General features: G+C 54.4%; 22 protein-coding genes. 14 read left to right on the top strand and 8 right to left on the bottom strand.

Annotated features, from left to right (window positions below):
• Positions 1 to 18: 18 nt before the first annotated feature.
• Positions 19 to 1,596 carry a DUF92 domain-containing protein gene (locus tag K9G39_RS00940; RefSeq protein WP_292003039.1) on the bottom strand — a complete coding sequence of 526 codons (1,578 nt, stop codon included), beginning with the start codon at positions 1,594 to 1,596 and terminating at the stop codon, positions 19 to 21.
• A gap of 93 nt (positions 1,597 to 1,689) precedes the next feature.
• Entirely contained in the window at positions 1,690 to 2,109 is a 420-nt protein-coding gene (locus tag K9G39_RS00945) for a hypothetical protein (RefSeq protein WP_292003040.1), read from the bottom strand.
• Here K9G39_RS00945 and ilvD point away from each other — a divergent pair.
• Genes ilvD through cimA form a run of 8 tightly spaced genes read left to right on the top strand, consistent with a single transcriptional unit; the run spans position 2,108 to position 11,694 of the window.
• Positions 2,108 to 3,805 (top strand): dihydroxy-acid dehydratase, encoded by a 1,698-nt coding sequence (ilvD, locus tag K9G39_RS00950; protein ID WP_292003041.1) that lies wholly within the window; start codon positions 2,108 to 2,110, stop codon positions 3,803 to 3,805. The genes K9G39_RS00945 and ilvD overlap by 2 nt on opposite strands.
• Positions 3,806 to 3,812: 7 nt before the next feature.
• Positions 3,813 to 5,534, top strand: a complete 1,722-nt coding sequence (gene ilvB / locus K9G39_RS00955) for a biosynthetic-type acetolactate synthase large subunit (RefSeq protein WP_292003042.1) — start codon at positions 3,813 to 3,815, stop codon at positions 5,532 to 5,534.
• 8 nt (positions 5,535 to 5,542) lie between these two features.
• A complete protein-coding gene (gene ilvN, locus K9G39_RS00960; RefSeq protein ID WP_292003043.1) occupies positions 5,543 to 6,022 on the top strand; it encodes an acetolactate synthase small subunit in 480 nt (159 codons plus the stop codon).
• Between the two features lie 42 nt (positions 6,023 to 6,064).
• Positions 6,065 to 7,057: a ketol-acid reductoisomerase gene (gene ilvC / locus K9G39_RS00965; protein WP_292003044.1), complete on the top strand. Its 993-nt coding sequence runs from the start codon at positions 6,065 to 6,067 to the stop codon at positions 7,055 to 7,057.
• Between the two features lie 19 nt (positions 7,058 to 7,076).
• The gene (gene leuB / locus K9G39_RS00970; RefSeq protein ID WP_292003045.1) at positions 7,077 to 8,135 is read left to right on the top strand and encodes a 3-isopropylmalate dehydrogenase; all 1,059 of its coding nucleotides are present in this window, start codon (positions 7,077 to 7,079) and stop codon (positions 8,133 to 8,135) included.
• Positions 8,136 to 8,176: 41 nt separating this feature from the next.
• Complete coding sequence (locus tag K9G39_RS00975) at positions 8,177 to 9,472, top strand: 3-isopropylmalate dehydratase large subunit (protein WP_292003046.1); 1,296 nt, start codon at positions 8,177 to 8,179, stop codon at positions 9,470 to 9,472.
• A 40-nt stretch (positions 9,473 to 9,512) separates the two neighbouring features.
• The gene (locus K9G39_RS00980) at positions 9,513 to 10,079 is read left to right on the top strand and encodes a 3-isopropylmalate dehydratase (RefSeq protein ID WP_292003047.1); all 567 of its coding nucleotides are present in this window, start codon (positions 9,513 to 9,515) and stop codon (positions 10,077 to 10,079) included.
• A 13-nt stretch (positions 10,080 to 10,092) separates the two neighbouring features.
• Positions 10,093 to 11,694, top strand: coding sequence for a citramalate synthase (gene cimA / locus K9G39_RS00985; RefSeq protein WP_292003072.1), 1,602 nt, complete (start codon positions 10,093 to 10,095; stop codon positions 11,692 to 11,694).
• 54 nt (positions 11,695 to 11,748) lie between these two features.
• On the opposite strand, the gene K9G39_RS00990 is transcribed toward cimA, so the two are convergent.
• Positions 11,749 to 12,315, bottom strand: a complete 567-nt coding sequence (locus tag K9G39_RS00990) for a hypothetical protein (RefSeq protein WP_292003048.1) — start codon at positions 12,313 to 12,315, stop codon at positions 11,749 to 11,751.
• Between the two features lie 313 nt (positions 12,316 to 12,628).
• Between K9G39_RS00990 and K9G39_RS00995 the strand changes: the two genes are divergently transcribed.
• From K9G39_RS00995 to K9G39_RS01010, 4 genes are all read left to right on the top strand, one after another.
• Complete coding sequence (locus K9G39_RS00995; protein ID WP_292003049.1) at positions 12,629 to 14,077, top strand: circularly permuted type 2 ATP-grasp protein; 1,449 nt, start codon at positions 12,629 to 12,631, stop codon at positions 14,075 to 14,077.
• Between the two features lie 19 nt (positions 14,078 to 14,096).
• Positions 14,097 to 15,164, top strand: a complete 1,068-nt coding sequence (locus K9G39_RS01000) for an alpha-E domain-containing protein (protein WP_292003050.1) — start codon at positions 14,097 to 14,099, stop codon at positions 15,162 to 15,164.
• A gap of 52 nt (positions 15,165 to 15,216) precedes the next feature.
• The gene (locus K9G39_RS01005; protein WP_292003051.1) at positions 15,217 to 16,071 is read left to right on the top strand and encodes a transglutaminase family protein; all 855 of its coding nucleotides are present in this window, start codon (positions 15,217 to 15,219) and stop codon (positions 16,069 to 16,071) included.
• 249 nt (positions 16,072 to 16,320) lie between these two features.
• Positions 16,321 to 16,560, top strand: a complete 240-nt coding sequence (locus K9G39_RS01010) for a GlsB/YeaQ/YmgE family stress response membrane protein (RefSeq protein WP_292003052.1) — start codon at positions 16,321 to 16,323, stop codon at positions 16,558 to 16,560.
• A 264-nt stretch (positions 16,561 to 16,824) separates the two neighbouring features.
• Here the strand turns inward: K9G39_RS01010 and K9G39_RS01015 are convergent, their stop codons facing one another.
• From K9G39_RS01015 to K9G39_RS01030, 4 genes are all read right to left on the bottom strand, one after another.
• Positions 16,825 to 17,178, bottom strand: coding sequence for a hypothetical protein (locus K9G39_RS01015; RefSeq protein WP_292003053.1), 354 nt, complete (start codon positions 17,176 to 17,178; stop codon positions 16,825 to 16,827).
• A gap of 27 nt (positions 17,179 to 17,205) precedes the next feature.
• Positions 17,206 to 18,609, bottom strand: a complete 1,404-nt coding sequence (locus tag K9G39_RS01020; protein ID WP_292003054.1) for an AAA family ATPase — start codon at positions 18,607 to 18,609, stop codon at positions 17,206 to 17,208.
• 522 nt (positions 18,610 to 19,131) lie between these two features.
• Positions 19,132 to 20,022, bottom strand: coding sequence for a methyltransferase domain-containing protein (locus K9G39_RS01025; RefSeq protein ID WP_292003055.1), 891 nt, complete (start codon positions 20,020 to 20,022; stop codon positions 19,132 to 19,134).
• A 56-nt stretch (positions 20,023 to 20,078) separates the two neighbouring features.
• The gene (locus tag K9G39_RS01030; protein WP_292003056.1) at positions 20,079 to 20,510 is read right to left on the bottom strand and encodes a thiol-disulfide oxidoreductase DCC family protein; all 432 of its coding nucleotides are present in this window, start codon (positions 20,508 to 20,510) and stop codon (positions 20,079 to 20,081) included.
• 539 nt (positions 20,511 to 21,049) lie between these two features.
• Here K9G39_RS01030 and K9G39_RS01035 point away from each other — a divergent pair.
• Positions 21,050 to 22,264, top strand: coding sequence for an AAA family ATPase (locus tag K9G39_RS01035; protein ID WP_292003057.1), 1,215 nt, complete (start codon positions 21,050 to 21,052; stop codon positions 22,262 to 22,264).
• Between the two features lie 170 nt (positions 22,265 to 22,434).
• Here K9G39_RS01035 and K9G39_RS01040 read toward each other — a convergent pair whose 3' ends face one another.
• Positions 22,435 to 23,400: a transposase gene (locus tag K9G39_RS01040; protein WP_292003058.1), complete on the bottom strand. Its 966-nt coding sequence runs from the start codon at positions 23,398 to 23,400 to the stop codon at positions 22,435 to 22,437.
• A gap of 613 nt (positions 23,401 to 24,013) precedes the next feature.
• Here K9G39_RS01040 and K9G39_RS01045 point away from each other — a divergent pair.
• On the top strand, positions 24,014 to 24,349 hold a 336-nt coding region (locus K9G39_RS01045; RefSeq protein WP_292003059.1), incomplete at its 3' end, for an AAA family ATPase.

Here is a 24,349-nt window from a genome sequence, read left to right on the forward strand (position 1 = left end):
CAGTTCAATGGAGGTTAATTAAAAAATCCCGAGGTTCACGACGACAATATAAGCCAGAGCCGAACCCGAAAGCGCGCAAAGCGTGTTGACCAGATCGTTGTTTACAAAAGGAACGCCCTTGAGCAGCCGGTTCTCGACAAGCGAGCCGTCGGCAGCGACACTGTGCGTTCTTTCGGTAACCTTCTCCCTTATGGGGTCGTAGTACTGAGCCTGAACGGTGGCTCCGAAAAAACTGTCGACAAGGCTTGCCGCAAGACCTGAAAAACCGATAAGCAGAAGCGATTGCAGTACGCCGAACTCAAAGAGCCACCCGACATTGACCAGGAGCGCACTGGCGCATATGAAAAGCGATCCTATGAACGCCCCGGAGGTACCGGGCACCGATACGCCTCCGGATGTTCCGACAGGCACCTCCTTGAATGAGGTCACAAGCCATGCTTTCGGATTCGGCCACATGGTGCCGATCTCCGTCGCCCAGGTGTCGGCCTGAACGGCGGCAAGCGTGCCGAGATAGGCAAAAAACACCGCCGGATGACCGGTAAGGGAGAAAACGATCATGAGAATCCATGCGATACCTCCGTTGGCGTAAACCTGACCGGCATCCCGCTGGGAACCCTTTTCAAAAACCAGGTCGAATTTCGCCTTTTTTTTCTTGCCGAGTTTCGAGAGTACCGAAGAGAGCAGATAGAAGGTCAGCATCGGAACGGTCCATGCGATGCCCCCGATTCCGAAAATGGTCGTTCCAAGCAGAAACGTCGCCGTGGCTCCGCTGTTGTTGAGAAATTTCACCTTCACGGAAAACACCGCCATGAACAGCGCAAGCAGGCCGCCTGCAATAAAGTTCCAGAGCTGGACGGTGTGGTTCATTTCGAGCACATAGAGCACATAGGCGATGGCGACCGGAATGAAAAAGTTGTCGAGCCCCCTGGAAAGCAGTGCCTCGACCGCCGTGGCAACGAGGGCGAGAAAGAGAGCGAAGAGCAGGATTATCCAGAAAGGCTGCGAAGCAAGGGCCCCGTTGATGTCGCCGCCGAAAAAAACCAGGCACATGAGCAGCAGGAGAAAGGAGACCACGAACATGGTTGCCGATCCTTCCAGCGTTTTCGGGCTCTCGGTCAGATGTTCGATATGGCGGCGTCCCGCCGTGCTGCCTACAAGGGCCGCAAGCGAATCTCCTATACCCATAACGAGCATGGCCGACTGCAGGATCCACCTGTTATCGTCCCACAGAAACAGGGCAAGAAGCATGAATACAAGAGGAAAAAGCATCGATCCGTAACTGTTCAGACCAGGCTCTCCTCCCGGCTCGACCGTATCGGAGTGCAGCGACAGGAACCAACCCCTGAACAGGTTCAGACCGTTCAGCAAAAGAAAAAGCAGGCCCGCAAGCAGCGGATAAAAGTTCGTGGCGAAGTAAGAGGGCACAAAAAACACCACGATACCCATGCCGAGATGAATGATTTTGCGAACAACGAAGGCGCTGACGCTGAACCTTCGGATAAGGAGTTCCCCCAGCAGAATAACGGACAGCACGAGGGAGATGGTCATAAAAAACGACGGGAGATCCTGAGGGAGCGGTGCCTGAAGATTCAGCATGTTGCTTGCTTGTTTTCGTTGCAGATACGTCTGGAACAGGAACAATTACCGTGCGGGTGACATTCACCATAATTACGGTAACAGTTACTGTAATTATAAAAAAATCCTGAGGAGCTTTTTACTATTTTTCATGTTTGCTTTAATAAAAGCTATAATGTAAATTATCGCCGGATTTATTTTGTTGCTTTTCGTGCAACGCATTACAAGAAAACCTGTATTGACCGAGTACATGCCTGAAACAGGAACACATAACCGCTCTGCAATAAACACTCCTGCCGATGCGGCAGTCATGAGCCCTGTTGAAAACAGCGGCAATGCAGGCAGCATGCTCGATACCCTCAGTATCAGGATCGGAGTTTCGGTATCTGTACTTCCCGTACAGATTATTGTTTCTGTGCTCTGAACAGAAAGCCGGTCCCAAGTCCATTTATCCTTTTTGACAATAACAAATCTGATGGCTTCGGGAACGGCAGGCCCTGGGGTTGTTTTGTTAATTGTCAACACTTTCATCATGAGATCTGATACGGTAAAAACCGGATTTGAAAAAGCGCCGCACCGCAGCCTTCTGAAAGCTACCGGTGCCATTGCATCGAACAGTGATTTCAAAAAGCCTTTCATCGGTATCTGCAACTCGTTCAACGAGCTCATACCGGGCCATGCGCACCTTCAGGAGCTGGGAAGAATTGCAAAAGAGGAGGTGCGCAAAGCCGGAGGCGTGCCCTTCGAATTCAACACCATCGGTGTCTGCGACGGCATAGCCATGGGTCATATCGGCATGCGCTATTCGCTTGCAAGCCGCGAGATCATTGCCGACAGCGTCGAAACCGTCGCGGAGGCTCACCGCTTGGACGGTCTGGTCTGTATTCCTAACTGCGACAAGATCACCCCCGGCATGATGATGGCCGCCCTGCGCATCAATATTCCGGTGATTTTCGTTTCGGGAGGCCCCATGAAAGCCGGCCATACCCCTTCGGGCAAAACCGTCGACCTGATCTCGGTTTTCGAAGCCGTCGGCCAGTGCAGCACCGGAGAGATCACGGAATCGGAGCTTGAAACCATCCAGGACAGCGCCTGCCCCGGATGCGGCTCGTGTTCAGGCATGTTTACCGCCAATTCGATGAACTGCCTCTCGGAGGCGCTCGGCATAGCCCTGCCCGGCAACGGAACCGTACTGGCCGTCGATCCCCGGCGCAACGAACTGGTCAGGGAGGCCTCCCGCCGTATCATCGATCTGGTCAGGGAAGATGTACGCCCCAGAGACATCATCACCCGGAAATCCCTGCTCAACGCCTTTGCGCTCGACTTCGCCATGGGTGGCAGCACCAACACCATCCTGCACACCCTGGCCATAGCCAATGAAGCGGAACTGGATTTCGATTTCTCGGAACTCAATGCCCTTTCGGCAAAAACGCCCTATATCTGCAAGGTCAGTCCGGCCACCATGGATGTCCACATCGAGGATGTCGACCGCGCCGGGGGCATTTCAGCCATCCTGAAAGAGCTGAGCCATATCGACGGCCTGCTCGACCTCTCGGCACCGACCGTTACAGGGAAAACACTCGGAGAGAACATCTCCGGCTCGGAAGTGCTCGACCGGAGCGTCATCAGAAGCATCGAGAATCCCTACTCCGCTACGGGAGGCCTGGCCGTCCTGTATGGCAACCTCGCCCCGCAGGGTGCAGTCATCAAGACCGGTGCTGTAAGTCCGGAAATGATGAAGCATACCGGGCCGGCGAAAGTATACGATTCGCAGGACGATGCACTCAAAGGCATCATGGAAGGCGACGTCAAGGCCGGCGATGTGGTGGTCATCCGCTACGAGGGACCTAAGGGCGGGCCGGGAATGCCTGAAATGCTCTCCCCTACCAGTGCAATCATGGGCCGCGGGCTCGGCGGCTCGGTAGCGCTCATCACCGACGGACGCTTTTCCGGAGGATCGAGGGGCGCATGCATCGGCCACGTCTCGCCCGAAGCTGCCGAAAAAGGACCGATCGCCGCGCTTGAAAACGGCGACATGATCACCATCGACATCCCGAACCGCACCATCACGATGGAGCTTTCCGATGCGGTCGTGGCCGCAAGGCTCAGCGCGCTCAAGCCTTTCGAACCAAAAATCAAAAAGGGATACCTTGCCCGCTACTCGCAGCTTGTTACTTCGGCAAGTACCGGAGCGATCATGAAAACCCCTGTTTACTGTGAACCAAAATAACCCGACTATGCCTGCATCAGGACAGAAACTGAACGGATCGGAAATATTCTTCGAATGTCTGAGGCGTGAAAACGTTGAATATATCTTCGGCTACCCCGGAGGAGCCCTGCTGAAAGTTTACGAAACGCTCTACGACGTCAAGGACATCAAGCATATCCTCGTACGTCACGAACAGGGAGCGACCCACATGGCCGAAGGGTACGCGCGGGCCACCGGCAGGCCGGGCGTCGTGCTCGTCACCTCCGGACCGGGCGCGACCAATACCGTTACCGGCATCACCAATGCCTATATGGACTCTTCGCCACTGGTTGTCTTCACCGGCCAGGTGCCCAGTTCCCTGATAGGCAACGACGCCTTCCAGGAGGCGGATATCGTCGGCATCACGCGCCCGATAACCAAACACAACTTCCTGGTCAAGGATGTCAGGGAGCTCGCATCCACCATCCGCAAGGCGTTCTATCTGGCCACCAACGGCCGGCCGGGACCGGTTCTTGTCGATATGCCGAAAGACGTGCTGAACGCGACCTGTGCCTTCGAGTGGCCTGAAACCGTTGAAATCAGGGGGTTCAAGCCCACCGTCAAATGTCATCAGCATCAGGTTGAAAAGGCCGCGCAGAAAATAGCAAAGGCAAAAAAACCGCTCTTCTACATAGGCGGCGGCGTCATCAGCGCCAATGCGTCCGAGGAGCTCCGCGAACTCGCCATCCGGCAGAACATTCCGGTAACCATGACCCTGCAGGGACTGGGCGCCTTTCCGGGCGATCACCCGCTCTCGATGGGCATGCTCGGCATGCACGGAACCTTCTGGGCAAACCAGGCCGTCAACAACTGCGACCTGCTGATTGCCGTCGGCGCACGTTTCGACGACCGGGTTACCGGGAAAACCGACACCTTTGCAACGCAGGCCTATATCATCCATAACGATATAGATCCGACCAACGTCGACAAGAACATCAAGGTGGACCTGCCGGTCGTCGGCGATGCGAAGCACTTTCTGCAGACGCTGATTGAAACGATGCCGAAGGAGCACGAAGACCGCACTCCATGGCTGGCCGAGATCGGCAAATGGCGGGAGCAGTGCCCGCTCGTCTATACGAACGAAGAGGATTCGCTGAAAACCGAGTACGTCATCGACGAAGTCTCCCGGCAGACCAGCGGAGATGCGGTCGTCACGACCGACGTCGGTCAGCACCAGATGTGGACATCACAGTACTACAGGTTCAGAAAACCCCGCTCGATCATCACCAGTGGAGGACTCGGAACCATGGGTTACGGCCTTCCGGCTGCAATCGGCGCGGCGTTCGGCGTCACCGACCGGCCGGTCGTGCTGTTCTGCGGAGACGGCGGGTTCATGATGAACGTCCAGGAACTGGTCACGGCCGTGCACTACAAGGTACCGGTCAAGATTTTCCTCATCAACAACAGCTTTCTCGGCATGGTCCGCCAGTGGCAGGAGCTCTTCCATCAGGAAAAGTACTCCTTCACCGATCTCGGCGACAGCAATCCGGATTTCGTGAAGGTTGCCGAAGCCTTCGGGTGCAGGGCTATGCGTGCCGAAAACCCTGTCGAGGCGAAAAAAGCCATCACGGAAGCGCTGGCATGGAACGAGGGTCCCGTATTTGTCGAGTTCAAGGTTGTCAAAAAAGATATGGTTTTCCCGATGGTCCCGGCGGGCGGCTCGATTTCCGACATGCTGCTGGAGAGGCTGAACCCGAAAACAATGGTTTGAAACGCACTATGAAACACATTATATCCGTACTGGTCGAAAACAGATTCGGCACCCTCAACAGGGTCGCCTCAATGTTCAGCGCCCGGGGTTTCAACCTCGAGAGCATCTCCATAGGGGAGACCGAAGATCCGGAATTTTCCCGGATGACCATCGTCACCCGGGGCGACGACCAGATCGTCAGCCAGGTGCTCAAACAGCTCAACCGGCTGATCGATACCATCAAGGTCACCGACCTGACGAAACAGCCTCATGTCGAGCGGGAGCTGCTGCTTATGACCCTGAAACTCAGCAAAACCACGCAGCATGAGATTTTCGAACTGATCAATGTTTTTAAAGGCAAAGTCGTGGATATAAAACAAAAATCCATTACTATTGAGGTCATTGGTTCTCCGGACAAGATCAACACAACCATTGATATTTTCAGATCGTACGGCATCAGGGAGCTTGCCCGCTCCGGTGCGGTAGCCATTCACCGGGGTGAATCCTGAGCACTATTTTTTACTTACAGTCAATCAAAACATCTTGAAGAAATGAACGCTTATTATGAGCAGGATGCCGATCTCGGTTATCTGCAGGGAAAAAATATCGCCGTACTCGGCTATGGCAGCCAGGGCCATGCACACGCCCTGAATCTCAAGGAGAGCGGCATGAACGTCTGTGTGGGCCTGCGCCCCGACAGTTCGTCGTGCGACCGGGCACGCGAAGCCGGCCTGCAGGTCAACACCGTTGCCGACGCCGTCAAATGGGCCGATATCGTCATGGTGCTCCTGCCCGACCAGTACCAGAAAGCCATCTACGAAAGCGAAATTGCTCCGAACCTGCAGCCGGGCAATACCCTTGCCTTCGCCCACGGTTTCAATATCCATTACAAGCAGATCGTGCCTGATGCGTCGCTGAACGTCATCATGATCGCTCCGAAAAGCCCCGGGCACCTCGTGCGCCGCACATACACGCAGGGCAACGGCGTACCCTGCCTGATTGCCGTGCATCAGGACGCCACCGGCGAAGCCCGCCAGCAGGCGCTCGCCTGGGCGAAAGGTCTCGGAGGCACCAAAGCCGGCGTTATCGAGACATCATTCAAGAACGAGACCGAAACCGACCTGTTCGGCGAACAGGCCGTGCTTTGCGGCGGTTCGGCAGAACTCATCAAGGCCGGCTTCGAAACCCTCGTCGAAGCGGGATATCCCGAAGAGCTCGCCTATTTCGAGTGCATGCACGAGCTGAAACTCATTGTCGATCTCTACTACGAAGGCGGCCTTTCGAGAATGAACTTCTCGGTCAGCGACACCGCCGAATACGGCGGCATGACCCGCGGTCCGCGCGTCATCACTCCGGCGGTGAAAGCCGAGATGAAGAAAATCCTCGAAGAGGTTCAGGACGGACGCTTCGCCAAAGAGTTCATCGACGAATGCAACGGAGGCTACCACAACCTGAACAGGCTTCGTGCCGAGAACAGCGGCCATGCCATCGAGAAAGTCGGCGCGAAACTGCGCGACATGATGAGCTGGCTGATTAAAAAATAACGGACCGGGAACAACAAGCATGTACAAGATCGTATCCATACCGGGTGACGGCATCGGCCCGGAAGTCGTAGCCGGAGCTCTGGAAATCCTGAACCGGCTGTCGCAAAAGCACGGATTTGAAATCGTGGTCGAGGAGCACCCTTTCGGCGGCGCATCCTACGACCTGCACGGCGAAATGCTGACCGACGAAACCCTCGAAGCCTGCCGGAACTGCGACGCCGTGCTGCTCGGAGCCGTTGGCGGCCCGAAATGGGAAAGTCTGCCGCACGAACACAAACCGGAAGCCGCGCTGCTGAAAATCCGCAGGGAACTCGGACTCTTCGCCAACCTCAGACCTGCAAAGGTGTACGATGCGCTTGTCGAGGCATCGTCGCTCAAAGCGGACGTGGTAGGCGGAACCGATTTCATCGTCTTCAGGGAGCTGACCGGAGGCATCTATTTCGGCCAGCCGAGAGGCTACGACGAGAACAAGGGGTGGAACACCATGGTCTACGAACGCTACGAGGTGGAGCGTATAGCCCGCATCGCGTTCGAAGCCGCCCAGAAACGGGGCGGAAAAGTCACCTCGATCGACAAGGCAAACGTGCTCGAGGTATCGCAGCTCTGGCGGAACGTGGTGCATGAAGTCCACCGGGATTTCCCGGAAATCGAACTGAGCGACATGTATGTAGACAATGCCGCCATGCAGATCGTCCGGAACCCGAAGCAGTTCGACGTCATCGTCACCGGCAATCTGTTCGGCGACATCCTCAGCGACATTGCCGGCATGATCACCGGAAGCCTCGGCATGCTGCCCTCGGCGAGCATCGGCAAGAGCCATGCGCTCTACGAACCGATCCACGGCAGCGCGCCCGACATCGCCGGACAGAACAGGGCGAACCCTATAGCCACCATCGCATCGGTCGCCATGATGTTCGAACACAGTTTCTGCATGCCGGATATCGCCGACGAAATTTACGGCGCCATCGAGGCGACCCTGGCCGAGGGACTCAGAACCGCCGACATCGCCAACACGGGCCGGAGCGCGGTCTCGACAACGGAAATGACCGCGGCTATAGTCAGAAACCTCGGCGCTTAAAACAACCGAAAACCATTACAGAACTGAGGGTTAAAGAAACCATGGCACAAACCATAACCCAGAAAATCCTTTCGAGAGCAGCAAACCGAAGGTTCGTAGAGGCCGGCGAAAGCGTATGGCTCAATGTTGACGTCCTGCTCACCCATGACGTGTGCGGTCCGCCGACCTTCGACATCTTCAAGCAGGAGTTCGGCCCCGACGCGAAAGTCTGGGATCCCGAAAAGGTCGTCGTCCTGCCCGACCACTACATTTTTACGGCCAACGAACATGCGCACCGAAATATTGACCTGCTGCGCCAATTCGCCGCCGAGCAGGGGCTTCCGAACTACTACGATGTCGGCACCAGCCGATACCGGGGGGTCTGCCACGTCGCGCTTGCCGAAGAGGGCTTCAACCTCCCCGGAACCGTGCTGTTCGGCACCGACTCGCACACCTGCACCTCGGGTGCCTTCGGCATGTTCGGCACCGGCATCGGCAACACCGACGCGGCCTTCATTCTCGGCACCGGCAAGCTCTGGGAAAAGGTGCCCGAGTCCATGAAATTCACCTTCGAGGACGAAATGCCGGAATACCTCTGCGCGAAGGATCTCATTCTGCAGATTCTCGGCGACATCGGCACCGACGGCGCAACCTACCGGGCCATGGAGTTCGACGGCGAAGCGGTCTACTCTCTCCCTGTAGACGAACGCATGACGCTCTGCAACATGGCTATCGAAGCCGGAGGCATGAACGGCATCATAGCGGCCGATGCGGTTACCGAAGCCTACGTGAAGGCTCACAGCAGCAAGCCCTATGAAGTATTCCGGAGCGACCCCGACGCGAGCTACCACAGCGTCAGGCGCTACAACGTCCGGGAGATGGAGCCTGTAGTGGCACAGCCGCACAGCCCCGACAACCGCGCCACCGTCAGAAGCGTCGAGGGCACGAAAATCACCAAATCCTACATCGGTTCCTGCACCGGCGGAAAGCTCACCGATTTCATGCTTGCCGCGAAAATTCTCAAAGGAAAGCAGGTGGCCGTCCACACCAATATCGTGCCGGCAACCGTGAAGGTCGCCCGCGATCTCGAATGCGAAACCTTCGAGGGAGTAACGCTGAAAAAGATTTTCGAGGATGCCGGATGCAGCATCGCCCTTCCCTCCTGCGCAGCCTGCCTCGGCGGGCCTGCCGACACGGTGGGGCGCTCGGTCGATTACGACGTCGTGGTCTCGACGACAAACCGCAACTTCCCCGGACGCATGGGCAGCAAGAAAGCCGGGGTCTATCTTGCCTCGCCGCTCACCGCCGCCGCATCGGCCGTTACCGGAAAACTTACCGATCCGAGGGATTTCCTCTGAACGGCAGGAGAACGAATGAAACGCTAAGGAACAAGAATACATGGACACCATCATTCAGGGAAAAGCCTACGTGCTGGGCAAAAACATCGATACCGACCAGATCATACCGGCCGAACATCTCGTCTACAGCCTCTCCGATCCCGAAGAGGTGAAGCTGTACGGCAAATACGCCCTTTCCGGCGTGCCGCCCGAGCAGGGCGGCCTTCCCGAGGGCAATATTCCGTTCGTCGGCGAGGGCAGCTTCCGCTCGGACTACACCGTCATCGTCGCCGGACCGAACTTCGGCTGCGGTTCTTCGCGCGAACATGCCCCTTTCGCCCTGCAGGTCGCCGGGGCAAAGGCCATTATCGCCGAGTCTTACGCCCGGATTTTTTACCGCAACTGTGTTGACGGCGGCTTTGTTATTCCCTACGAAACCTCACAGCCGCTCACTGATGCCATAAAAACCGGTGACGAGCTGAAAATCGACATCGAGGCGAACACCGTAACCAACCTTACCACCGCAATAGCCTATACGCTCTCTCCGCTCGGCGACGTGTTCAGCATCGTCCAGGCAGGAGGCATTTTCGCCTATGCCCGGCAGGAGAATTTAATGGCCAAGAGCTGACGATATGAATGAAATGCCAAAGGCAATAGAACTCTACGACACCACCCTGCGTGACGGCACGCAGGGTGAACACATCAATCTCTCGGTACAGGACAAGCTGCTCATCACCGAAAAGCTCGATGAATTCGGCATGGACTATATCGAGGGCGGGTGGCCGTCAAGCAACCCGAAGGATGAAGAGTTCTTCCTGAAGGTGCGCAATCTTCCGCTCACGCACTCGAAACTCTGCTCGTTCGGTTCGACGGCGCGCTCCCTTCAGAACATCGAGAACGATCCCAACCTGCAGGGACTGCTGCAGTCGGAAACTCCGGTCATAACGATTTTCGGAAAAACCTGGAAAGCCCATACCGTCAAGGGACTGGGCATTTCGGAGGAGGAGAACGCCGAACTGATCTACCGATCGGTATCATTTCTGTGTTCGCACGGCCGCGAGGTATTCTTCGATGCCGAACACTTTTTCGACGGCTACAAGGACGATCCGGAGTTCGCACTCAGAATGCTGCGCTCGGCGGCGGAAGCTGGTGCTTCGCGCCTGGTGCTCTGCGACACCAACGGCGGTTCGCTGCCCGGCGAGGTGTCGGAAATCGTACGCAGCGTGCGTGAAAATACCGGACGCCCGGTCGGCATCCACAGCCATAACGACGGCGATCTGGCCGTGGCCAACTCCCTTGCCGCCATAACGGCCGGAGCCACACACATTCACGGAACCATCAACGGTATCGGCGAACGGTGCGGCAATGCGAACCTCATCAGCATCATCGCCAACATCATGCTGAAAATGGATGGCCGTTTCAACTTTGTCGAACATCTGACACAGCTGACTTCGCTGTCGAAGTTCGTATATGAAATCCTCAATATGCCGCCCGACGGCAAGGCACCGTTCGTCGGCAAGTCGGCGTTCGCCCACAAGGGAGGCATCCACGTCAGCGCCGTCATGAAAGAGAGCTCGCTGTACGAGCATATCGACCCGAAACTCGTCGGCAACCGCCAGAGAGTGCTGGTTTCGGAGCTGGCCGGCCAGAGCAATATCCGCTACAAGGCGCAGGAACTCGGCATCGTGCTGCCCGAAAAAGGGGAGCTGCTGAAAACCATCGTACACAACATCAAGGAGCTCGAACACAAAGGGTACCAGTTCGACGGCGCCGAAGCATCCTTCGAGCTGATCCTGCACCGGGAACTCGGCAACTTCGCACCCTATTTCGAAGTGCTCGAAACCAAGGTGTACATCGAATCCAGCAAGGCCTCGAAAAACGTCGATCAGGCAGTGCTGAAGGTTTCGGTAGGAAAAGAAATCGAACACATCGCCGCGGACGGAGACGGTCCGGTCAATGCGCTCGACAAGGCCCTGCGCAAGGCGCTGATCAGGTTCTATCCGCAGATAAAAACCATCAGGCTGGTGGATTACAAGGTGAGGGTGCTCGAGGAAAAACGGGGCACCAGCGCAAAAGTAAGGGTGCTCATCGAAACCGGAGACGGCAAGGAAACCTGGGGCACGGTCGGCGTTTCGACCAACATCATCGAAGCGAGCCTGCAGGCCCTCAGCGACAGCATGAACTACCATCTCTTCAGGGTCAAAGCCTCGGTCCCCGACCGCCAGGAGGCCCTTCAGGAGTGAAGGAGCGCTGCAGAAAAGGGTGCGCCTGAGATACGCCTCCCCTTCTGCAGCCTATCATCCCATTTTCCCTGAAGCTGCGCTTCCGCAACGTACAGACACCCCGGATGAACCTTCAGATCGACCGGTTCGGCCCGTTCCGGAAGATCGGGGTAAAAGCGCCACTCCTTGCTGACGATCCCGTGCCTCACGGCCGAAGGTGAAGTACGACCACGCCCGCTGCATCAGTACGAAAAAGCGGTGCCGGACGCTGCTCGAATAGTAGATGTGAACCCCGATCCAGATCATCCAGGCAAAAAAACCGTGCAGCCGCACATTGCCCTTTTCGGCAATCGCCGCGTTTTTTCCCATGGTGGCCATCCGCCCCTTGTCGCGGTAACGGAAGCTCTTTCCGGCTTTTCCCTGCACTGAAAGCAGAATATTGCGGCCAATTGTCCGTCCCTCCCGGAGAGCTGCGGAAGCCATTCCGGGAAGTGCGCCGCCGTCTTGGAGGGTAAAGGAGGCCTGATCACCGCCGGCGAACACATCAGGATAATCCGGCACGCCGGAATCTTCCGACACCACTGCCCTGCCGCTTTTGTCGGTCCCGGAACAGGTGCCGAGAGCCAGCCGTACGGATGACACGCTTCATTGCCGAACCCGGCATTATTAGAAAAAACCATATAATCATACAGTTAATTTATGTCAAAATAGAGTTTTTCCTGAATATTTATTCTTTATAAGCTTTTTTACCTTAATTTGTAAAATAAAACAGGGCTGAAATGCCCGCAAGGGCGTACCCGGGGCCCTGTCACGCAAGCGCTTGCGGAGCCATGATTTAACGGCGTTAACTACATTTCCGTATTAAATTTTAAGATTAATTTTATTATTGCCCGTAATATTTTAAGTTTAGGTATAATCCGGTTATGATTTTTCAACTGCTAAAGGATTATCTGTTATGATCAGCCTGTTCGAACGATACGATGCCTGTCCCAACAGGTTTTTCGACGAGGTTCTTGCACCGGACGGAAAACCGAGGGGCCACTACGATAAAATGGTGCATCGCTTTGGCCAGTTCTCTCTCGACGACATCCGAACACGCCGTCAGATTGTCAATATCTTCTTTCGAAACCAGGGGATAACCTTTACTGTGTACGGTGTCGAAGAGGGCATCGAACGGATATTTCCGTTCGATCTCATTCCGAGAATCATACCCTCACACGAATGGGCGAACATCGAAAAAGGCCTGATACAGAGAATTACAGCCCTTAACGAATTCCTTGCCGACATCTACTCGAACCAGAAAATCCTCAAGGACCGGGTTCTGCCGGCAGAACTGGTGCTGGGAAGCAAGCACTTCAGACGGGAGTTTGTGGGCATCAAGCCGCCGCTCGGCGTCTATATCCATGTAACCGGCAGCGACATCATCCGCGACGCTGACGGCCACTATCTGGTGCTGGAAGACAACCTGCGCACTCCAAGCGGCGTATCCTACATGCTGCAGAACCGACAGGCGCTCAAGCGGGCGTTTCCCGTGCTCTTTGACCGCTACAAGGTACGGCCCATCGACAACTACCCGCAGGAACTGCTGCGCACCCTGCAGGAGATCAGCCCCACATCGAGGCCGGAACCCAACGTGGTGCTTCTGACTCCGGGCATCTACAACTCGGCCTACTTCGAACACAGCTTTCTTGCCCGCCAGATGGGAGTGGAGCTCTGCGAAGGCCGGGACCTCGTGGTCAACAACAACAAGGTATACACCCGTACAACCAGGGGACTGCAGCGCGTTGACGTGATCTACCGGCGAGTCGACGACGACTATCTCGACCCGCTCGTCTTCCGTCCCGACTCGAAACTCGGAGTAGCCGGCCTTATCAACGCCTACCGCAAGGGAAACGTGGCGCTGGCCAACGCTATAGGCACCGGCGTTGCCGACGACAAGGTCATCTACAGTTTCGTGCCGAAAATCATCCGCTACTATCTTGGCGAGGAGCCGATACTCGACAATGTCGATACCTGGCTGGCGAGCAATCCCAAAGACCTGAAATACATTCTTGAAAATCTCGAGAAACTGGTGGTGAAAGCCGCCAACGAGTCCGGCGGCTACGGCATGCTTGTCGGGCCCGAATCGACCCTTGAGGAGCGTGAGCGGTTTGCCGAAAAAATCGTGGCGAATCCGAGAAACTATATTGCACAGCCGACCATATCCCTTTCGCGGCATCCGAGCTTTTTCAACGACAGCGATCTGGGCGGCTGCCATATCGACCTGCGCCCCTATGTGCTGTACGGCAAATCGCCGACCATCGTACCGGGAGGATTGACAAGGGTAGCCCTGAAAAGGGGATCGCTTGTGGTGAACTCCTCGCAGGGGGGAGGAAGCAAGGACACCTGGGTGATCGACGAATAACCATAAACGTACTACGAACATGCTGAGCCGCGTTGCCGAATCACTCTTCTGGATGAGCCGCTATGTCGAGCGGGCGGAAAACACCGCCAGGTTTCTGGAGGTCAATTTCAACCTGCTGCTCGATCTTAACGACATCACGGAAATCGACCATCCCAACTACTGGAGCCCGCTCATCCGGGTCACCGGAGATCCGGCGAACTTCACGGAGCGCTATGCGGAATACAACGCCCATACGGTTACCGATTATCTGGTCTTCAACCGGCAGAACAGCTTCTCCATCAACTCCTCGATCGGACTGGCAAGAGAGAACGCCCGGAGCATCATCGACAGCATATCGAGCGAAATGTGGGAGCAGGTCAACAATCTCTACCACTTCCTGCAGAGCGTCACGCCGCAGCAGGTGCATAACGATCCGTTCAGCTTCTACCGGGAAATCAAGAACGCCTCGCATCTGTTCCAGGGCATCACCGACAACATCTTTTCGAGAACCGAAGAGTGGGACTTCATCCAGATCGGCAAATATCTGGAACGCGCCGACAATACGGCCAGGCTGATCGACGTGAAATACCATATGCTCATGCCCAAGGAAGGTCGGGAGCACGATCCGGTTCTCGATTCGTTCGATACCATCCAGTGGATGGCCGTGCTGAAAAGCTGCAGCGCCCTTGAGGCATTCCGGAAGGTTTACCTCTCGAAAATCGACCCCGAAAACATCCTCTGGTTTCTGGTGCTCGACCGCACCTTCCCGCGGAGCATCGCCTTTTCCGTCTGTGCGGCCCAGGAAGCGCTCTGGAGAATTTCCGGCAGCTCGCGCCACCGCTACGCCAACAATGCCGACCGGCTGATCGGCAAAATGGAGGCGGAGCTCAGCTACACCTCCGTAGAGGACATGTACCGCAAAGGCCTGCACTACTATCTCGAAGAGATCGAGATCGGACTGAACAGGATCGGCGAGCAGATCCATCTGCTTTACTTTGCCTACCACACGCCGAAAATAGAACCGCACGACATAGCCGAGGCGCTCCCCTTCACGGGACTTGCCGGAGGAAGGGCCAACTGGAGCCAGTCACAGCAGCAGCAACAATAAAGTTCCTGCCGTTTAGCTGCGGAAAATCGCTGAGAAATAAGTAGGTTACATAATGATACTCAAGGTTGAACATACCACGCTTTTCGAATACGACTCCCCTATTTACGAGACAGCCACGGAAGTACGCCTGGAACCTGTAGGAAACGGCACCACCATGCAGCGGTGCGTGAATTTCAACCTGCAGCTCAACCCCGAAGCCATGGTTTTCGAATACACCGACTTCTACGGCAACAGGGTTCACCACTTCAATATCCTGCAGAGCCATAAACGGGTCGAAATAGTAGCCACCTCGGTTGTGGAAACAGCTTCGGCACTGGTGGGAACCGTCGAAGAGAACGAGATATTTCTGATGGATTTTTCGGGAGAAAGCCGCTACGTGCATTTCGATCCCGAGATACGAAGCTTTGCAGAGCCGTTCAGGGGAATAACCGACAGCTACCAGCAGGCGCTCGACATCTGCCGTCATATCAACGCCACATTCCGCTACGAACCCGGCGTCACCGACGTCCACAGCACCAGCGCGGTGGTCATGGCGCTCGGCCGCGGCGTATGCCAGGATTTTTCGCACATCATGATCGCCGTATGCAGATGCCTCGGCATTCCGGCCCGCTACGTCAGCGGCTATCTCTTCGGCGGCGGCAGTACTCCGGAAGGCCGCGATGAAGCCAGCCACGCCTGGTGTGAAGTCTATTGCGGTCCCGAAAAAGGGTGGACCGGCTTCGACCCCACCCACAGCACCCTGATCGTCGACGAGCGCTACATCAAAATCGGTTCCGGCCGCGACTATGCCGACGTTCCGCCGGTAAGGGGCACCTACAAGGGCACCTCCTCCGAAAAGCTCAGCGTGGCCGTCCGGGTCAGCTCCCTCGAATCCACGGCAGCCGTCTATCAGTCCTATCCGGGCTGATTCCACAGCCATACCTCCGTATTGCCTTTCTCCCTGCGGGAGCAAACGATGAATCCCGACAAACCGAACGGACCCGGCCTGTCCCTTAAAATTATCGAGACCGGCTCGGCTGGCACTCATGACCTTCCGGCGATAAACCGCGATGAAAAGGCAATCGGGTTATTTCTGCAACATTCCGTATTTTTCAGACAGAAGTGCCAGTAGTACCCTGCCGTAACCGATACCAACAATCACCAAACGGAGTGTATCATGTCTCTTCTATGGTTTCTGCTTGTCGGCCTTGCCGCCGGATGGCTTGCGGGCCAGATCATGAAAGGCGGAGGATTCGGCCTCGTAGGCGATCTGGTCGTGGGTGTGATCGGAGCGCTGCTTGGAGGCTATCTCTTCGGAGTGCTGGGCATTTCCGCCGGAGGGCTGCTCGGCAGCCTCATTACCGCAACCATCGGCGCTATCGTGCTGATCGCCCTTCTGCGGCTGATAAAACGCTGAAGACCGCATACCGGAAGGTGTCCGTCATCCGAACACCTTCCGGTACTCCTCACTCGTACGCCCGTCGCCGCATGTAACGGCGATGCACTTGGGAATTAGTATCCTATAGGGAACACAGTACAGTAGCGGATAGCTTTTAATCGTAAGCCACAGGTTCAGGAAAACAAAGGCTCACGTTCCTTTCGCCAATAGCCGGCGGAGAGGGGACACAATCTCCCCCCACATTCTTCCAGCCAACCGCAAACCGCCAACGGCCCACAATCTTCAGATATACCCCACCGGCACCGCCGTCACACTCTCCGATAACGGAACATCACGCCCCACAAAACACACAACCGCCCCCGGACCAACGTTGCGCCCCAATTTATCAAGCGCACCAAACCCGAACCTTCCATGCTGCGAAGGCGACGCTGTTTTCTTTATCTCCACAGGATACAGGGTATCACCTGATTCGATATCAAGATAAACCTCCTGCTGGTCCGTATCCCTGTAAAAAAACAGGCCCTCATCACGCGCTTCCCGCCCTGTCCTCCACCCTCGATAATACTGTCTGACAATTACCAGCAAAAACGCTGGCAACAATTCCGTTGGCTCCAGGAATATTACGAATGCAAGCAAGTTGGTTTACGTAGTCATCTGCGCCCCTCAGGCACCCTCCTGTTCCAACAACCGCGTAAACCGTTCAAGACGGTTGACCATATAAAACGGCAGGTTGATGAGACTGAAGTTTTTTTCCTTCTGACTTATTTTTGCAGTCAGTTCCTGAATGGATGGTTTTGATGAACTTATCCGGAATGCGGTATCAGCCTGTTTTTTGATGATATAGGCGTGAATCGACTTGATGGAACTGCCTTTTGCGGATTTCACCTCGACGGGATAGATGGTACTGCCTTGTTCGAAGAGGTAATCGATTTCGGCCTGACTTTCGGATTTCGGGGGCTGCCAGTAATAGAGTTCCGGATTGAGGTAACCCGGCTTGGAATAGAGCAACTGCTGACCGACGAACTGCTCGGCGACAATCCCTCGATTCGCAAGCTCCAACGGCATGCTGAGGATGCTTTGCACAGGAACTCCCTGGACGGCAAGCAACAAACCCACATCGACAAAAAGTAATTTGCTGATTCTTGTTTTGACGTCGCTGCCGAGCGGAATGGCATCCGCATTGGAGTGCTGCACCCGGTAAAAAAGACGCGCTTCGAGAAACTGTTCAAGAGCTGCCTTCAGTTGCCGACCGTCTCCACTGGTCCCGAGTGCTATTTCATTTGCCTGCTTTGCTGAAAACTGCTGGCCGACCTGCCCGATAAGGCCTGTAAAGAAATTGTTCAGTTTCAGAGCGTCACTTCGTCCGACATATTTTGCGAAGTCATCCTTGTAGGTCTGCACCAGTGCTGACTGCTCCCGAAGGATCGCTTCATGATGAAAATCAGTTGTAATCGCAGTCTGGACAGAGTAAGGCATTCCGCCGGTGAGAATATAGCGGCGTACCTGTGAAAGCATCTCTTCATGCACCTTGTCCGGAATCATGTGCATGGTTTCCGGCGTCATCATACCGATAATATCGAGGGCTTTCGATGCATCTGTCGCTGCGAGAAACTCCTCGAAGCTCAGTGGCCCCATAAAATAGTGCTCGATCCGGCCTACCGGTACAGGGAGTTTTTCGTTATGCAAGACCTGGTCAAGAAGCGATCCGGTCAGGACCACGGCAAGTCGAGGCATCTCTTCCCTGAAATACCGAAGGCACGCATACGCTGAAGGAGTTGCCTGAGCTTCGTCGAGAAACAGAATCGTATTACTCTCCGGAGTGATCTGCCGACCGGTGATAAACGAAAAATTGAGCAGGAGTTCATTCAGGTTATAGCTCCTGAACAGTGGTTCAAGAGTGATGTGCTTTTCGAGATTGATTTCTGCGAGCGGAACATCGAGGTCAGCCGCCGCCTGCCGAACGCTTGTTGTCTTTCCAACCTGACGGGCACCGCGAATGACTAATGGCTTCCGGTCTTTGCGCTGATACCAGTCGGTTATATCCCGGATAGCTGATCGGTTAAACATGCTGAATTTGGGTTGTCAGGAGTGAAAAAGGGCATTCTTCCGTAAATATACCATTATCACACAAAATTACGCATGAAAATGTGCCACTTTTTATGCATTACATATTATTGCTTTTGCAATAACCTGCCTGCATGAAAAACCCCTTGATCTCTCCCCGCTCAATCTTCCGCTCCCACGAAATGTCATAGTAATAAGGAGCATCCCGGAATATTCACTGTTTTTCTTCAAATCCCGCAGGGATGACATATCGGTAGCGTGGGGTGCAACCCCAGGGCATATCAGCCCCCCATATTTCCAGCTCCGCAGGAGCGAGATATCGGTAACGCCCGGGTGCAACCCGGCGATTTCTATGGATGAAGTCATGACTCGACGCCATGACGGGATAGCAGTTGATGAATAATTCAGTTTAAACACCGACGTCGCAGCCTCTGTCAGTGTATCAGTGGCTCTCGAGAAAACGGCACAATCGTCGCCTGAGCGAAGCTGTTTGCCGGTCGATAGCTACTTCGCCGTTCTCATATGTCACCCGGATTTCTCCGGCTTTTCCGCATAAGACAGAATATAGTCCAGGCCGGCGTAGACACTCTCCGCTGACCGACGCAATGCCGATTTTGCAAGCATCCTTGCAACCGGAGGCAGCTTGCGGACAAACGTCTGATCTCTTGACAGATACTCATGAAGAGGCCGGTAGACATCGTCGCGTATTGATTTGATGTCGATACCATCGAATCCGGCGCTCAGGAGCTTGCTGGTGTATGAGGGAATCAGATAGTAGTTTTCCTGCGGAATATTGAATTTACCGGCCACAAGACTCCATGAAATCCATTGCTCCATCCGCCTGAAGGGGTTACCGGAGTCTTTGGTCGGGACAATGTCGGCCGTCACCAGCCTTCCACCCGGCCGCAACACCCGATACGCCTCCCTGAAAAAATCCTCACGGCTCCTGTAGTGGAAAGCGCTTTCCAGAGAAACAACCAGATCGATGGATTCATCTGCAATCGGCATCTCTGTTGCCGAACCTTCCCTCAAATCTATCATATTGCGGAGCCCTGCATCCGCAACATGTATCCGGGCCCGTTCAACCTGAGACCTCGTGATATTCAGACCGATGATTTTTTCAGGTTTCATGGTCCTGGCCCAGAGGATATCCTGGTCGCCAAAACCATACCCGCAATCCAGCACCACATCACCGGCAGCCATACCGCCCCGTTCCGCCACCAGAAGGGCAAGCGCTTCACTGGCCTCATCAATGGTATCGGCATCCCGCCAGTAGCCAAGATTCAGATACAGCCTGTGTTCGGTAAGAGCGGTGGTGCCAATCAGATCATAGACTTCAGTCGTCTCCAGTCCGTGGAACGGATTGAGAAGCCAGTTGAGATATGCAAAAAAACCACCCGGGGTGTTGTCTGACATGCTTTTTATGCCTTTTCGATGACGATGATGAGGTCGATGTCGCTCGGGATGGCTCATTATCCCGGAAGTTGCTCGAGAAAACGCCTGCGCAACTCTTCGGACGGCAACATGCACTCCTCTTTTTTCCCGAACAGCTGATACCGGTTCTGCGCTATCAGATCGTATATCATATCCCGCAGGGGTTCGGGAACCGCTTGGAATACGGCGAGCAGATTCCACGGCATGTCGAGTCCGGAGGCGATTTCAATGGCAGCGGCGCTGCGGGTGAAGGCGCGCTCACCCCTGACAAGAACGACGGTGTCAAGGCGCGAAGTGTTGATACCGAAATGGCTGAGTAACGAAGCTCCAAGAGGAGACTGGGCCGGCGTGAAAGAGAACTGCCCGGCGGTATCGTGCTCAAAAATAAAATTCACCGAAAATTCGCACAGATTACAGACACCGTCAAAAATGACAATGTTATCAGGAAGAGCGGCCGAGGACTTATGCATCCGGTTTCAAGGTAACGTTCACGATTGCATTGATGACTTCCTGACACAGGGTACGTCGCAACATGCATCCACCGGGCCCATCAAGCAAGGAGTTCCGGATAGCAGATATTCAGGTTTTCAGGAAGCTGACTGAGGCCAAAACAACCCGAAAACCGATGAAGAAGTTCCTTATGCCGGGGTTGTCGGGGTAGCGATCAACACATCGCAGATACAAGGTATCGCTCAATCAGGAGCTCCGGTGAAGCGCATGGAAATCCTTGTCATCATCGTACCGATTCTCATGCCAATCCGTGTCATCAAGTCTTTCTGTTTATACAGCCAACCGCTCACAGCCCACAATCTTGACATGATGCACCTTCTCCCGACGTATCCAGTCTCGTACCTCGCGGAATTGTTCACGCCCCTTTCTCGTTGAGTTCTGCGAATATGCTCGTCATCAAGTCCCCCGAAACAAAAAAAACGTATTACACGCATTACAATATTTCACTATTATTGTATAATACGTTATACGATCTTACAATATAACACGCGAGAAACACATGGAACGATTTCAACAGGAGCAGCTGCGGCTGATCGAGTCGGTAAGCGCTAAAAAGCGGTACCTCCACGACCTGATCGACTGGAATGAACGCTGCATCGGCATCCTTGGCGCATGCGGAACCGGCAAAACCACCATGATGCTGCAGCATGTCAGGGACCGATACGGCAATTCGGAAAAAGCCCTGTATGTCTCGGTTGACAGTCCATATTTTCTTGCTCACAATCTTTTTGAAGTTGCAAGTGAATTTCATGAACTTGGCGGCGAGCTCCTGCTGCTCGATGAAATCCACAAATATCCCGACTGGGCGAGTCACATCAAATCGATGTACGACTCCCTCCCGGAGCTGCGTATTGTTTTTTCAGGATCCAGCCTCCTGCAGATTTCCAAAGAGAAAGCCGACCTGAGCCGAAGGGCAATTATCTTCAACCTTCATGGACTCTCGCTCCGTGAGTATATCAACTTTGTCCATGAAACCGATTATCCTGTTCATCCGCTCGATGCAATTCTCCACAACCACAGAGATATTGCCGAAACCATCAGCAAGGAGATTACAATACGCAAGGAACTGCGTGATTACCTGAAATACGGTTACTACCCCTTCTTTCTCGAAAGCAGCGGAACGTATCCTTTCCGGTTACGCGAGGTTATAAACCACATTCTTGAAGTTGATCTCCCCTATATAAACCGCATCGAAACGCGACAGCTTTCGAAGCTTAAAAAACTGCTCTACCTGCTTGCCACATCGGTACCGTTCACACCCAATATCACAAAACTGGCCGAAGCAACGGAAATCTCCAGAGCACGCCTGTACGAGTACCTGGAAAACCTTCAGAATGCGAGGCTGCTGAATCTCGTCCGTTCCCAGGGAAGAGGTTATGAAGTCCTGAGCAAACCGGAAAAGATATTTCTTGAAAACAGTAACCTGATGTATGCAATTACTGAGAACATCAACACCGGAACGCTACGGGAACAGTTTTTTGTAAACCAGATTCGAAACGCCGGTACCCTGCACCCCGGCATTCTCGACACATCAGTGGAAGTATCAACCAAGGGTGATTTTTTCGTCAACAACATGTACACATTCGAAATCGGTGGTAAAAGCAAGGGATTCCGGCAGATCGGCGGCATCGAAAACAGCTTCGTCGTTGCTGACGACCTTGAAATCGGCTCCCGCAACACCATTCCCCTCTGGCTTTTCGGTTTTCTTTACTGACAAACCGATTAGAATTCCAGCAGTAACGCCCCTGATAATTCAGTTTGACAATACGGTAATGCGGATGACAATGAGAATCAACGGAATTAGCTGATGCAGTTCGCGACATGAAGAATAACGGTTCACCGAACCCGGACCCATTCCCTGCCGTCATCAGAAATCGCAAAGCCTCATTGCGGCTTGAGCATATAGCTCACGGCATTGGCAGTCACGCCGAGCTGTCTTGCTGTTTCGGCAAGCGAAAGGCCGTACTCCAGCAGGGCTTTCCTTGCAAGCTCTCTTCTCAGCGTCGGCAGCTTGCCGGCCTTGCTCCCGGAGCGGAGGAAAACCGGAGTGACGCCGGCATCCCTGCACGCACGCTCGATATCATCATCGAGCAAGCGCAGCCGCTCGTATTCCGGCAGCAGCACATCCCTGCGCTCTTCGGCCTCCTTCAGCAACTCCTTCACAAACGAATCACCCCCGAGAATCCGCTCATCGCCAAGCGCATTCTCGCCCCGCCTGCGCATGGACTGCACCTTCGACCATCCGCCCTGCGAGCGCACGAGTCCGCCTCCCGACAGCTCCTTTTCCCGATCGATACCAAGTTCCTCTTCGAGAAACTGCAGATACACCTTCCGTGCCGACCCTTTCTTCTGACCGAAAAACTGCAGCACGTAGTCCCGATCCATCCAGTCGTACCGGACCCTGTTCAGCAGTACGGCATGGCCGCACCAGGGATACCGTGCAAGCTCTTCGAACGATTCGACCAGTCCTGCCCGCAACGGATTGAGATGGATGTACGCAACCAGTTTGTCGAAGTACGATTCCTCTTCGCAGATAATGGATTTGTAGCGATTCTGGAACAGGTGCCCGACCCGCGTATGTCGGCGGTTAAAATACTGGGCATAACCGGTCAGCAGGCGGCGCATGAAGGTGGATATGCCATCCGGACCGCTTTTCAGGAGGATGTGCGCATGGTTCGTCATGAGGGCGAATGCGTAGATGCAGGTACCCGAGCCCCTGGCCTGTTGTCCCATGCGGTCGAGAAACGTTTTCCGGTCCGTATCGTCACGAATAATGCAGCCCCTCTCGATCCCCCGGATAATCACATGATGCAGGGTTCCCAGTGCGTCAAGTCTCGGTCCTCGCGGCATCGCACTCTCCCCTTTTATTTTGCCCGTCAATCGGGTTTTCTCTTGATTTCAAGATACCAGATCACAGCTTTTTTGGCAACAGATCAACGTCCCGAAGTATTGCTCTTCACGGATAATCACGTGATGCAGGGTTCCCGGTGCATCAAGTCTCGGTCCTCGCGGCATCGCACTTGCCCCCTTTTTATTTTGCCCGGAAATCGGGTTTTCTCCTGATTTCAAGATACCAGATCACAGCATTTTTGGCAACGGATCAACGTCCCGAAGTATTGCTCCGGAGTTCCGGATAGCAGATGTTCAGGTTTTCAGAAAGATAACTGACACGAACAACTCGAAAACCGATGAAGAAGTTCCTGATGCCTGAACCACGAATCCCCGCGCAACACACGGAAATCCTTGTCATCATCGTACCGTTTCTCCTGTCACTCCCGGATGTTGCCCCAGTGTCGGATAATTTCAGACTACAACCCGGTCAATCTGAGCAGATGGCAATTTTTCCAACCCGCCATGTAATTGTTCCGATTTGAGTCCGAAAAAAAAAAGAACTTCCGAACTCGATTATCGCAGTAATAATCTTCCTTGCTGTAAGGAAATATTCTCGTAAATTGTCCTTATCATGAAGAAAGAAACATTAAAAACGATCATCAGGGACTTCCATGTCTCTCCGCTGCCGACCCTGAAAAGACGGTCTCAGCAGATACCTGTAGATACGAGCAAGATCATAACGCTGGTGGGAGTACGCCGCAGTGGCAAAACCTCTCTGCTGTTCAACATCATCAGCGACCTTCTGCAAAAGGGAATACCGATAACCACGGTACTCTATATCAACTTCGAAGATGAGCGTCTCGATCTGAAAACAGAGGAACTCGATCTCCTGTTACAGGCATGGCAGGAACTCTATCCGGAGATGCGCATTGAAGAATGCTCCTTTTTTTTCGATGAAATCCAGAAT

Origin of the sequence: Chlorobium sp. (assembly GCF_021740465.1) — a bacterium.
GTDB lineage: Bacteria > Bacteroidota > Chlorobiia > Chlorobiales > Chlorobiaceae > Chlorobium.